General features: G+C 70.3%; 9 protein-coding genes. 7 read left to right on the top strand and 2 right to left on the bottom strand.

Features of this window, described 5'->3' with window-relative positions:
- Nucleotides 1–80 precede the first annotated feature (80 nt).
- Nucleotides 81–3,629, bottom strand: coding sequence for a DNA polymerase III subunit alpha (gene dnaE / locus ABZ956_RS10030; RefSeq protein WP_361889741.1), 3,549 nt, complete (start codon nt 3,627–3,629; stop codon nt 81–83).
- Nucleotides 3,630–3,785: 156 nt separating this feature from the next.
- Between dnaE and ABZ956_RS10035 the strand changes: the two genes are divergently transcribed.
- The 6 genes from ABZ956_RS10035 to ABZ956_RS10060 all read left to right on the top strand — a co-directional run bounded on the left by ABZ956_RS10035 (nt 3,786) and on the right by ABZ956_RS10060 (nt 10,180).
- Nucleotides 3,786–5,111: a DUF2252 domain-containing protein gene (locus tag ABZ956_RS10035; protein ID WP_361889744.1), complete on the top strand. Its 1,326-nt coding sequence runs from the start codon at nt 3,786–3,788 to the stop codon at nt 5,109–5,111.
- A 19-nt stretch (nt 5,112–5,130) separates the two neighbouring features.
- Nucleotides 5,131–5,781 (top strand): hypothetical protein, encoded by a 651-nt coding sequence (locus ABZ956_RS10040; protein ID WP_361889747.1) that lies wholly within the window; start codon nt 5,131–5,133, stop codon nt 5,779–5,781.
- A gap of 46 nt (nt 5,782–5,827) precedes the next feature.
- The gene (locus ABZ956_RS10045) at nt 5,828–6,679 is read left to right on the top strand and encodes a thioredoxin domain-containing protein (protein ID WP_361889749.1); all 852 of its coding nucleotides are present in this window, start codon (nt 5,828–5,830) and stop codon (nt 6,677–6,679) included.
- A 106-nt stretch (nt 6,680–6,785) separates the two neighbouring features.
- Complete coding sequence (locus ABZ956_RS10050) at nt 6,786–7,475, top strand: hypothetical protein (protein WP_361890487.1); 690 nt, start codon at nt 6,786–6,788, stop codon at nt 7,473–7,475.
- A 43-nt stretch (nt 7,476–7,518) separates the two neighbouring features.
- Complete coding sequence (locus ABZ956_RS10055) at nt 7,519–8,376, top strand: thioredoxin domain-containing protein (protein WP_361889752.1); 858 nt, start codon at nt 7,519–7,521, stop codon at nt 8,374–8,376.
- A gap of 109 nt (nt 8,377–8,485) precedes the next feature.
- Entirely contained in the window at nt 8,486–10,180 is a 1,695-nt protein-coding gene (locus tag ABZ956_RS10060; protein WP_361889755.1) for an alkaline phosphatase D family protein, read from the top strand.
- Nucleotides 10,181–10,217: 37 nt separating this feature from the next.
- Here ABZ956_RS10060 and ABZ956_RS10065 read toward each other — a convergent pair whose 3' ends face one another.
- Nucleotides 10,218–10,814 carry a dienelactone hydrolase family protein gene (locus ABZ956_RS10065; RefSeq protein WP_361889758.1) on the bottom strand — a complete coding sequence of 199 codons (597 nt, stop codon included), beginning with the start codon at nt 10,812–10,814 and terminating at the stop codon, nt 10,218–10,220.
- A gap of 101 nt (nt 10,815–10,915) precedes the next feature.
- Between ABZ956_RS10065 and ABZ956_RS10070 the strand changes: the two genes are divergently transcribed.
- A complete protein-coding gene (locus ABZ956_RS10070; RefSeq protein ID WP_361889761.1) occupies nt 10,916–12,019 on the top strand; it encodes a mechanosensitive ion channel domain-containing protein in 1,104 nt (367 codons plus the stop codon).
- Nucleotides 12,020–12,032 lie beyond the last annotated feature (13 nt).

Genomic DNA, 12,032 nt, shown 5'->3' on the forward strand with positions numbered 1-12,032 from the left:
TGCATTTGAGGGGCGCGCCCGCTTGATGCGGACGCGCCCCTCACGCGTTCTTCAGGTCCGGCGCACGGCCGGGTGCGGGCTCAGCCCGCCAGGCAGGACGGGCCGAGCAGCTGCTTCAGGTCGCCGAAGAGCGCCGGGTCGGGCGTCACCCGGTGCCGGTCCAGGCGCAGCACGGTCGTCTTGCGCGCCCCCTGGAGCTTGATGCGCACCTCGGTGGAGCCCCGGTGGTGGGTGAGCACCTGGCCGAGCCGCTCCACCAGCGGCGGGGTGACCTTCACGGTGGGGATGGTGATGATCACCGGTGCGTTGGTGCCCGCGTTGGACAGATCGGGGACCATCAGCTCCATGGCGACCAGGCGGGGGATGTCCTCCCGCTTGTCGAGCCGGCCCTTGACGAAGACGACGGCGTCCTCGACGAGCTGGGTGGAGACCAGCTGGTAGGTGGCGGGGAAGAACATGCAGTCGATGGAGCCGGCGAGGTCCTCGACGGTGGCGATGGCCCAGGCGTTGCCCTGCTTGGTCATCTTGCGCTGCAGGCCGGAGATGATGCCGCCGATGGTGACGATCGCGCCGTCGGCGTGCTCACCGCCGGTGAGCTGGGAGATCGCTGCGTCGGCCTTGTCGTTCAGGACGTGCTCGATGCCGAAGAGCGGGTGGTCGGAGACATAGAGGCCGAGCATCTCGCGCTCCTGCGCGAGCAGGTAGGACTTCTCCCACTCGACGTCGGAGAACTCCACGTCGAGCCCGAAGCCCGGCTCGCCGCTGTCCTCCTCCCCCATGCCGCCGAAGAGGTCGAACTGTCCCTCGGCCTCCTTGCGCTTGACCTGCACCACGTTGTCGATCATCGGTTCGTAGTGCGCGGTGAGGCCCTTGCGGGTGTGCCCCATCTCGTCGAAGGCGCCGGCCTTGATCAGCGATTCGACGGTGCGCTTGTTGCAGACGACGGCCTCGACCTTGTCGAGGAAGTCGGGGAAGGAGGTGTACTTCCCCTTGGACTTGCGGCAGCGGATGATCGAGTCGACGACGTTGGCGCCGACGTTGCGGACGGCGGTGAGGCCGAAGAGGATCACGTCGTCGCCCTGGGCGGCGAAGTTGGACTCCGACTCGTTGACGTTCGGCGGGAGCACCTTGATGCCCATGCGGCGGCACTCGTTGAGGTAGGTCGCCGACTTGTCCTTGTCGTCCTTGACCGAGGTCAGCAGGGCGGCCATGTACTCGGCGGGGTGGTTGGCCTTGAGGTAGGCCGTCCAGTACGTGACCAGGCCGTACGCCGAGGAGTGGGCCTTGTTGAAGGCGTAGCCGGCGAAGGGGACCAGGACGTCCCACAGGGCCTGGATGGCCTCTTCGGAGAAGCCCTTCTTCTGCGCGCCCTCCTTGAAGAAGACGAAGTTCTTCGCCAGCTCGTCGGGCTTCTTCTTGCCCATGACGCGGCGGAGGATGTCGGCCTCGCCGAGGGAGTACCCGGCGACGATCTGCGCGGCCTTCTGCACCTGCTCCTGGTAGACGATCAGACCGTAGGTGACGCCGAGGACCTCCTCGAGGGGCTCGGCGAGCTCCGGGTGGATCGGCGTGATCTCCTGCTGGCCGTTCTTGCGCAGCGCGTAGTTGGTGTGCGAGTTCATGCCCATCGGGCCCGGCCGGTACAGGGCCGAGACGGCGGAGATGTCCTCGAAGTTGTCGGGCTTCATCAGGCGCAGCAGCGAGCGCATGGGGCCGCCGTCGAACTGGAAGACGCCGAGGGTGTCACCGCGGCACAGCAGCTCGTAGGTCTTGGGGTCGTCGAGCGGGATCTGCAGCAGATCGATGTCGATGCCCTTGTTGGCCTTCACCATCTTGACGGCGTCGTCCATGATGGTGAGGTTGCGCAGGCCCAGGAAGTCCATCTTCAGCAGGCCGAGCGACTCACAGCTGGGGTAGTCCCACTGTGTGATGGTCACACCGTCGGAGTGGCGCACCCAGACGGGGACGTGGTCGGTGATGGGCTCGCTGGACATGATCACGCCGGCGGCGTGGACGCCCATCTGCCGCACCAGGCCCTCGACGCCGCGGGCGGTGTCGATGACCTTCTTGACGTCCGGCTCGTTCTCGTACATCCCCCGGATCTCGCCGGCCTCGCTGTAGCGCGGGTGAGACGGGTCGAGGATGCCGGAGAGCGGGATGCCCTTGCCGAGGACGTCGGCGGGCATCGCCTTGGTGAGGCGGTCGCCCATCGCGTAGGGGTAGCCCAGGACGCGGGCGGAGTCCTTGATGGCGTTCTTGGCCTTGATGGTGCCGTAGGTGCCGATCATGGCGACCTTGTCGGCGCCGTACTTCTCGGTGACGTACCGGATCACCTCGGAGCGCCTGCGCTCGTCGAAGTCGATGTCGACATCGGGCATGGAGATGCGCTCGGGGTTGAGGAAGCGCTCGAAGATCAGGCCGTGCTCGATCGGGTCGAGGTCGGTGATGCCCATGGCGTAGGCGACGATCGAGCCGGCGGCGGAGCCACGGCCGGGGCCGACGGCGATGCCGTTGTTCTTGGCCCACATGATGAAGTCGGCGACCACGAGGAAGTACGCCGGGAACCCCATCTGGATGATGACGTCCATCTCGTACTCGGCCTGCTTCTGGCGGTCCTCCGGGATGCCGCCGGGGAAGCGGCGGGCCATGCCGCGCTTGACCTCTTCCTGGAACCAGGTGACCTCGGTGTACCCCTCGGGCACGTCGAACTTCGGCATCAGGTCGCGCTTCTCGAACCAGCCGGTGGTGTCGATCTGCTCGGCGACCAGGAGGGTGTTGGCGCACCCCTCCTGCCAGGCGTCGGAGGAGTCGACGGCGTACATCTCGTCGGTGGACTTGAGGTAGTAGCCGGAGCCGTCGAAGCGGAAGCGGTCGGGGTCCGAGAGGTTCTTGCCGGTCTGGATGCACAGCAGGGCGTCGTGCGCGCCGGCCTCGTGGGCGTAGGTGTAGTGCGAGTCGTTGGTGACGATCGGCGGGATGCCCAGCTCCTTGCCGATCTTCAGCAGGTCCTCGCGGACGCGGCGCTCGATGTCGATGCCGTGGTCCATCAGCTCCAGGAAGTAGCGGTCCTTGCCGAAGATGTCCTGGTACTCGCCGGCGGCCTTGCGGGCCTCCTCGTACTGGCCGAGGCGCAGCCGGGTCTGGAGCTCGCCCGAGGGGCAGCCGGTGGAGGCGATCAGCCCCTCCGACCACTGGGCGATGGTCTCCTTGTCCATGCGCGGCCACTTGGTCAGCCAGCCCTCGGCGTAGGCGTCGGAGGAGAGCCGGAAGAGGTTGTGCAGCCCCGTCTTGTTCGCCGCCCAGATCGTCTTGTGCGTGTAGCCGCCGGAGCCGGAGACGTCGTCGCGCTTCTGGTGCGGCTGGCCCCACTGGATGCGTCGCTTGTTGCGCCGCGATTCGGGGGCGACGTACGCCTCGATGCCGATGATCGGGGTGACGTCCGCCTTCTTGGCCTGGTGGAAGAAGTCGTAGGCGCCGTGGAGGTTGCCATGGTCGGTCATGGCGATATGCGTCATGCCCATTTCATTGCAGGCATTGAACATGTCCTTGAGCCGCGCGGCACCGTCCAGCAGGGAGTACTGGGTGTGTACGTGCAGGTGCGTGAAGGGGGGCCTGGACGAGGCGGTCACGGCGGGAAGACCTCCGGCGGGGTGCAGCGGGTCGGCGGGGACAGTTTTGAAGGTTACCGGCCCCCACCGACAGCCACGGGCACGCGCCGGTAGCCTCGGGCGTTGAGGCTGGCAGCACATATGTCCGCCCGATGACCCCACCAGGAGGAACCGGCGATGGCGACCGAGCACGACCGGGCCACGCAGCGCGGCGAGGAGATCCTCGCCGTCTTCGACACCGCTTTCGGTGAGCTGCTCGCGGCCGACCCGGCCGCCTTCCGGGTCAAATTCCGGAAGATGGCCGCCTCCGCCTTCGCCTTCTACCGCGGCACGGCCTGCCTGTTCTACTCCGACCTCGAGCACGAGCGCGACGCCGGCCCGTACCTGGACGACCGCACGAGCCGGGTGTGGATCCACGGCGATCTGCACGCCGAGAACTTCGGCACGTACATGGACGCCAACGGCCGGCTGGTCTTCAACGTCAACGACTTCGACGAGGCGTACGTCGGCCCCTTCACCTGGGACCTCAAGCGCCTGACCGCCTCGCTGGCGCTGCTGGGCTACACCAAGGCGCTCAGCGACGAGAAGATCAGCGAGCTGGTGCGGATCTACGCCGCCGCCTACCGCGAGCGCATCCACGCCCTGGCCACCGGCGCCAGGAACGACGACCTGCCGCCGTTCACCCTGGACACCGCCGGGGGCCCGCTGCTGGGCGCGCTGCGCGAGGCCCGGTCGATGACCCGGTTCGGGCTGCTCGCCACGATGACCGAGATCCGGGACTTCGACCGGCGCTTCCTGGGCGACGACGGCTCCATCGAGCTCGACGCGGCCACCCGCTACAAGATCCTCGCCGCCTTCGACGGCTACCTGGAGACCCTCCCGGACACCAGCCTGGCGCGCCCGGACTCCTACCGTGTCAAGGACGTCGTCGGCCGCCGCGGCATCGGCATCGGCAGCGCCGGGCTGCCCTCGTACAACATCCTCCTGGAGGGCAACAGCGACGCCCTGGAGAACGATGTCGTCATCTACATGAAGCAGGCGCAGACCCCGGCGGTCTCCCGGCACATCACCGACCCGCGGGTGCGCGGCTACTTCCAGCACGAGGGCCACCGCACGGTGATCTCCCAGCGGGCCTTGCAGGACCATGCCGATCCGTGGCTGGGGTGGACCGAGCTGGACGGCAGCGGGCAGCTGGTCGCCGAGGTCTCCCCGTACGCGGTGGACCTGGACTGGTCGGACATCGACGACCCGGCGGAGATCGCGGCCGTCGTCGCCGATCTGGGCCGTGCCACCGCCACCATGCACGCCGCCGCCGACGACCAGAGCGGCCACTCGCTGGTGCCCTTCTCCACCGAGCGGGCCATCGACGCCGTCATCGCCGCCGACGAGGAGGGCTTCGCCGAGCTGCTGGTGGACTTCGCCCACACCTACGGCGCCCGGGCCCGCGCGGACCACCAGATCTTCGTGGACCTCTTCCGCAACGGCCGCATCCCGGGCCTTTAGCCGGGGCTCACCGCACGGCATGGCAGACTCGAACCTCATGGACATATCGGCGGCACGACCGCGGGCACTGCGCGCGGCGCTGTTCTCAGCGCTGTGCGTCCTGCTGTCCGCCGCCTCGCACGTGCTGCTGTCCGGCAGGACCCTGCCCGCGTCGGCCGTCGCCGCGGCCGGTGCCGCCGTCTTCGCGCTCGCCTACGCCCTGGCGGGCGAGGAGCGCGGCTTCTGGCGCATCGCGGGCCTGCTGGTGCCGCTGGAGCTGGCCACCGGGGCGCTCTTCACCACCGGCCAGGACACCTGCTACGGCTCCGCGGGGCACCCGGCCCCGGGGGCCCTGACCTGGCTGTGCAGCGGACGCATGGGCGGCCCCCTGGCGGGGGTCGCCGCCCCCGGCGCGGCCCCCTGGCTGCTGCTCGCCGGGCACATCGCCGTCGGCCTGCTGGCCGCCGCCTGGCTGCGCCGCGGCGAGGCGGCGCTCGGCAGGCTGCTGCGCGCGGCCGCCGCGTGCGCCTTCCGCCCGCTGCTGCTGGCCGCCGCCGCGCTCGGCGCGTACGCCTCTCCCGAGGGGGCGCCCGTACGTCCCCCGCGCCCCGCGCGCACGGCCCGGCCGCGCACGTCGCTTCTCCACTCCGTCGTCCGGCGCGGACCGCCGCTTCGCCCCGCCCTCGGCTGAGCAGTAGAGAACACACCGCACCAGAGCACCACGGAGAAGCATCACCATGAGCAAGCGCAACACCTGGGAGAACAAGCAGACCGCGCGCGAGCGGCTGCGCGCCGAGCGCGAGGCCCAGGCGAAGAAGGACAAGGCCCGCCGCCAGCTCGTCGTCGCCGGAGCGGTCGTCGGCATCCTGGCCATAGCCGGCGGCATCGCCTACGGCGTGAGCCAGATGGGCGGCGGCACCAGTGGCAGCGGCAAGTCCACCAACGCCGCCTGGAAGGCCGCGGCGGACAGCACGCTGGTCAAGCCCGCCAACACCGCCGGCGACAAGGGCACCGAGATCGTCATCGGCAAGAAGGACGCCAAGCACACCCTGGAGGTCTACCAGGACATGCGCTGCCCGATCTGCTCGGTCTTCGAGCAGAACGTCGGCGAGACGATCGACAAGGACGTCAAGGACGGCAAGTACAAGCTCTCGTACCACGTCGGCACCTTCCTCGACCGCAACCCGCAGATCGCCGGCACCGGTTCGAAGAACGCCCTCAGCGCGCTCGGCGCCGCCCTGAACGTGAGCCCCGAAGCCTTCTCGGCCTACAACAAGGCGCTGTACGCCAAGGGCAACCACCCCGAGGAGACCAAGGACGACTACGCCAAGGACGACGTCCTGCTGAAGGTCGCCCAGGAGGTCCCCGCCCTCAAGGGCAACGCCGAGTTCGAGAAGAACGTCAAGGACGGCACCTTCGACAAGTGGGCGCTGGAGGTGTCCGACGCCTTCGACAAGGCCAAGGACGTCACCGGCACCCCGACCCTGAAGGTCGACGGCAAGAAGCTCGAGGTCGAGACCGTGAACGGCAAGGGCGTCCCGATGACCCCGCAGCAGTTCACCCCGGCCATCGAGAAGATGCTGAAGTAGCCGTCCCCCGCCGCCGGCGACACCGGCGACCGGACCGCGACCGTCCCCTCAACGATGCCGAATCTTGACACGACACCTTCCTGATGCCGTGGCAGACTTCGGCGTCATGGAGGGGACGGGAGTTCGGTACAGGACGCTGCGCGCGGCGCTGTTCACCGCGCTGTGCGTCACCCTGTCCGCAGCCTCCCATGTGCTGTTGTCGCACATGCCGTTGCCGCTGTCCACGGTCGCCGTGCTGGCGGCGGCGTTCTTCGCGATCGCCTACGCGCTGGCCGGCCGCGAGCGCGGCTACTGGCCGATAGCCGCCCTGCTCGTTCCGCTGGAGCTGGCCGCGGACACCGTCTTCACCACGGGCCAGCACGCCTGTTACGGCCAGGCCGGCGGCCCCGTCGCCGGCCCGCTGCGCTCGATGGGCGTCGATCTGGTCTGTGGCGGCGGCGATTTCGGCACCCCGCTGGCCCGCATGGCGGCCCACGGCGGCGCCGACCCGCTCGCGGGCGCCGCCGGGACGCACTCCGCCACCCCCTGGCTGCTGCTGGCCGCGCACGTCGCCGTCGGACTGCTGGCCGCCGCCTGGCTGCGCCGCGGCGAGGTGGCGCTGGGCCGGCTGCTGCGCGTGGTGGCCTCCTTCGCCTTCCGGCCCCTGCTGCTGGCCGCCGCCGCGCTCGCCGCGTACGCCCGTCCGCAAGGGGCGCGCCTACGGCCCATACGCGACACCCTCCCGGCCCGTGCGCTGCCCCTGCTCGTCCACTCCGTCGTCCGGCGGGGACCGCCGCTGTGCCCGGCATCCGCCTGAGCACACCACCGGTCCCTTTCCCGTACCGCAACGGAGCGACATCATGAGCAACCGCAACAACCCGCAGAACAAGGCCGCCGCGCGCGAGCGGCTGCGCGCCGAGCGCGAGCGCCAGGCGAAGAAGGACAAGACGCGCCGTCAGCTCCTGGTGGGCGGCGCCATCGTGGCCGTCCTCGCGATCGCGGCCGGCGCCGGCGTGGCCCTGACCAAGGCCACCGACGGCAGCAAGAACAACAAGGTCAGCAGCGAGGACTGGGAGAGCGCCGCCAAGAAGCGCGAGTTCAAGCAGCCCGCCAACTCCACCGGCGACAAGGGCACCTCGGTCGTCCTCGGCAAGCAGGACGCGAAGAACACCCTCGAGGTCTTCGAGGACATGCGCTGCCCCATCTGCTCGGGCTTCGAGCGGACCGTCGGCGAGACCGTGCTGAAGGACCTCAAGGACGGCAAGTACAAGGTGCAGTACCGGATGGGCGCCTTCCTAGACCGCAACCCCATGATCAAGGGCTCGGGCTCCAAGAACGCGCTGAGCGCGCTGGGCGCGGCCCTCAACGTCAGCCCGCAGGCGTTCCTGGACTACAAGAAGGCGCTGTTCGACCCGAAGAACCACCCCGACGAGCGGGACGACGCCTTCTCCGACGACGCCAAGCTCCTGTCCATCGCCGAGGCGGTCAAGGAGCTCAAGGGCAACGCCACGTTCGAGAAGGACGTCAAGGACGGCACCTACGACAAGTGGGCGCTGGAGATGTCCGCCAGCTTCGACACGTTCGTCGGGCAGGGCAAGGAGCTCCAGGGCACCCCGGGTCTCAAGCTCAACGGCAAGGTCCTGGCCAACGCGCAGGGCCAGGCGCCGCAGGCGCCCGAGGAGTTCACCGCTCTCGTCGACAAGTCGCTCCAGAAGTAGCAGGAGCGCGGCGGGTTGCCGTCGTAGGGCCGACGGGCGGGCGAACACACGGTTTTCCGCCCGTCCGTGGCCTTACCGCTGGTCGTACTGGCCAGTAAACTGACGGCTCGTGACATCCCACGACATATCGCGACGCTCCGCCGTCTCGGCCGCCGCGGTCACCGCGACCGCCGCCCTGCTGCCGCTGGCCTCCGCGCCGGCCGCCCTGGCCGACTCCACCACCCCGGCCGCCTCTGCTGCCCCGTCTCACCCCGCCGGTCCTCGCCCCGCCTTCCTGCACGGCGTCGCCTCCGGCGACCCGCTGCCCGACGGTGTCCTGCTGTGGACCCGCGTCACGCCCACCCCCGACGCCGCGCCCGGCTCGGGGCGCGGGCCGGCCGTCGAGGTCGGCTGGCAGGTGGCCGAGGACGCCGACTTCGCCCGCGTCGTCGCCCACGGCACGGTCACCGCGACCGCCGCCACCGACCACACCGTCAAGGCGGACGTACGCGGACTGCGCCCCGCCACCGGCTACTTCTTCAGATTCACGGTCACCGCCGACGGCGGTGACCGCGTCCACTCCCCGACCGCCCGCACCCGTACGACGCCCGCCCACGACGCGGCCACCACCGGCGTCCGCTTCGGCGTGGTCTCCTGCGCCAACTGGGAGGCGGGCCACTTCTCCGCCTACCGCCACCTCGCCGAACGGCGCGACCTGGACGCGGTGTTCCACCTCGGCGACTACATCTACGAGTACGCCTCCGGCGCCTACCCCAAGCCCAAGTACGTCGTACGGCCGCACGCCCCCGCGCACGAGATCGTCACCCTCGCCGACTACCGCACCCGCCACGGCCGCTACAAGACCGACCCCGCCCTCCAGGCCCTGCACCACGCGCACCCGGTCGTGGCCATCTGGGACGACCACGAGTTCGCCAACGACACCTGGACCGGGGGCGCGGAGAACCACACCCCCGGCGCCGAGGGCGACTGGACGGCCCGCTTCGCCGCGGCCAAGCAGGCCTACTTCGAGTGGATGCCCGTCCGCACCTCCGTCCAGGGCACCACCTACCGCCGGCTGCGCTTCGGCCGCCTGGCGGACCTGCACCTGCTGGACCTGCGGTCCTTCCGCTCGCAGCAGGTGAAGGCCGGCAGCGGCAAGGTCGACGACCCCGAGCGCACCATCACCGGCCGCGCCCAACTGGACTGGCTCAAGCAGGGCCTGGCCTCCTCCGACACCACCTGGCGGCTGGTCGGCAACCCGGTGATGGTCTCCCCCGTCACCTTCGGCGCGCTGCCCGCCCACCTGCTGGAGCCGATCGCCGAACTGCTGGGGCTGCCCTCGGGCGGCATCACCATCAACGCCGACCAGTGGGACGGCTACACCGACGACCGGCGCGAGCTCATCGCCCACCTCGCCGACCGCGCCATCCGCAACACCGTCTTCCTGACCGGCGACATCCACATGGCCTGGGCCTGCGACGTGCCGAAGAAGGCCGCGACCTATCCGCTGTCGTCGTCGGTGGCCACGGAGTTCGTGGTCACCTCCGTCTCCTCCGACAACCTCGACGACATCCTGCACGTCGCACCGCAGACGGTGTCCCTGGCCGCCGCCACCGCCCTCAGGGCGTCCAACCGCCATGTGAAGTGGATCGACATGGACTCGCACGGCTACGGCGTCCTCGACGTCACCGCCGAGCAGGCCCAGATGGACTACTACGTCGTGTCCGACAAGACCGACCCGGCAGCGACGTCGTCCTGGACGCGCTCGTACCGCACCCGTTCCGGCACCCAGCAGGTGGAGCGGGCGGACGGCCCGGTGCGCTGACGGCCGTCCGCGATCGCGGAGTCCGGGGCGGCGGCCGTCAGGCCCCGGCCTCCGCGATCTCGTCGAGGAAGCCCAGCGCCACCTTCCACGTGGTCTCGCACGCCTCCTCGTCGTAGTCCGGCAGGTCCGGGTCCGTGAAGAGGTGCCCGGCACCGTGGTAGCGGTGGACCTCCACGTCCGCCCCCGCCCGCCGCATCCGCAGGTACCACGCGTTGAGCCAGTCGTGCGGCTCGAACGGGTCCGGGTCGGCGACGTGCAGCTGCACCGGCAGCTCGTCCACGGACGCGTCCTCGGCCAGGTCGGACGTGCCGTGCAGGAGCAGCAGACCGCGGGCCTTCTCGTCCCCCAGCGCCAGGTTCTGCGCGATGGACCCGCCGAGCGAGAACCCCGCGTAGACCAGCCCCCGGTCCGACAGCGGCGCGGCGGCGGTCACGGCGCGGCGCAGCAGTTCCTCCCGGCCGATCTCGTCCTTGATCGCCATGCCGTCCTCGACGGTCTCCGCCGTACGCCCCTCGTAGAGGTCCGGTACGTGCACCTCGTGCCCGGCCGCGCGCAGGCGTTCGGCGGCGGCGTGGACGGCGGGCCGGAGCCCGTAGGCCGAATGAAAAAGGACAATCGTGGTAGGGGACGCCACTGGAGGTCACTTCCTTACAGCTGTGGGGGCTCCTCCCGGCTTCCGGCTGGGGGAGCGTGCTCCCATCGTGCCAGCTACGTTCGGAAGGAGCGGAGGTGCCCATGGAGCACATACTGCGTCCCCTCGCGCTCGTCGGCGCGGCGGTGGTGATCACGCTGCTGGCGGGCTGGATCGCGGACCAGGCGGTGCGGCGCGTCGGGGCCCGCCATCCGGAGACGCCGCTGTGGGGGCTGCTGGGCCGCTGCAGAGTGCCGGTGCGGCTGGTGCTGTGCGCGGCGCTGTTGCGGGCCGGCTATCCCTCGGCGGAACTGTCCCCGTGGCACGCGGAGGTCGCGGGGCAGGTGCTGACGCTGGTGCTCATCGGGGCCTGCGCCTGGCTGGCGGTCCGGGTGGCCACGGCCGTGGTCGAGTCCACCTACGCGCGCTACGCCGCCGGCGCCCAGGACCCGGCGCGGGTACGGCGGGTACGGACGCAGGTCACGCTGATCCAGCGGGTGGTGACGGCCGCGGTGACGGTGGTGGCGGTGGCCGCCATGCTGCTGACCTTCCCGCCCATGCGGACGGCGGGCGCGTCCCTGCTGGCCTCGGCCGGCGTCATCGGCATCGTCGCCGGTATCGCCGCCCAGTCGACGCTGGGCAATCTCTTCGCCGGGCTGCAGATCGCCTTCGGCGACATGGTCCGCATCGGCGACACGGTCGTGGTCGAGGGGCAGTGGGGCACCGTCGAGGAGATCACGCTCACCTATCTGGTGGTGCGCACCTGGGACGAGCGGCGCCTGACCATGCCGGTGTCGTACTTCACCAGCAAGCCGTTCGAGAACTGGTCGCGGGGCGATCCCCGGATGACGGGCACCGTCTTCTTCCACCTCGACCACGCCGTCCCCGTCGACCTGATGCGCGAACGCCTGCACGACGTGCTCAAGGCGGCCCTCGAATGGGACGAGCGGGCCTGGAACCTGGTGGTCACGGACACCACGCCCACCACGGTCGAGGTACGGGCGCTGGTGACGGCCCGCAACGCCGACGACATATGGGCCCTGCGCTGCATGGTGCGCGAGGAGATGATCACGTGGTTGCGTCGTGAGCACCCCTACGCGCTGCCGCGGATCAACACCGCGCCCGCGCCCGGCCCCGCCCTGGCGCCCGACCGCCCGCAGAGTCCGCCGGCCGCCGAGGACATGGGGCCGGGCCCGGGGGCGACGTGAGGGCGGCTTGCGG

The sequence above is a fragment of the Streptomyces sp. NPDC046261 genome (genome assembly GCF_040646235.1).
Lineage (GTDB): Bacteria > Actinomycetota > Actinomycetes > Streptomycetales > Streptomycetaceae > Streptomyces.

Excerpts from the sequence above, each read along its gene's own strand:
- ABZ956_RS10045 (WP_361889749.1), top strand. The coding sequence starts at position 5,828 with ATGAGCAAGCGCAACACCTGGGAGAACAAGCAGACCGCGCGCGAGCGG.
- ABZ956_RS10055 (WP_361889752.1), top strand. The coding sequence starts at position 7,519 with ATGAGCAACCGCAACAACCCGCAGAACAAGGCCGCCGCGCGCGAGCGG.
- ABZ956_RS10035 (WP_361889744.1), top strand. The coding sequence starts at position 3,786 with ATGGCGACCGAGCACGACCGGGCCACGCAGCGCGGCGAGGAGATCCTC.
- ABZ956_RS10070 (WP_361889761.1), top strand. The coding sequence starts at position 10,916 with ATGGAGCACATACTGCGTCCCCTCGCGCTCGTCGGCGCGGCGGTGGTG.
- ABZ956_RS10040 (WP_361889747.1), top strand. The coding sequence starts at position 5,131 with ATGGCAGACTCGAACCTCATGGACATATCGGCGGCACGACCGCGGGCA.
- ABZ956_RS10050 (WP_361890487.1), top strand. The coding sequence starts at position 6,786 with ATGGAGGGGACGGGAGTTCGGTACAGGACGCTGCGCGCGGCGCTGTTC.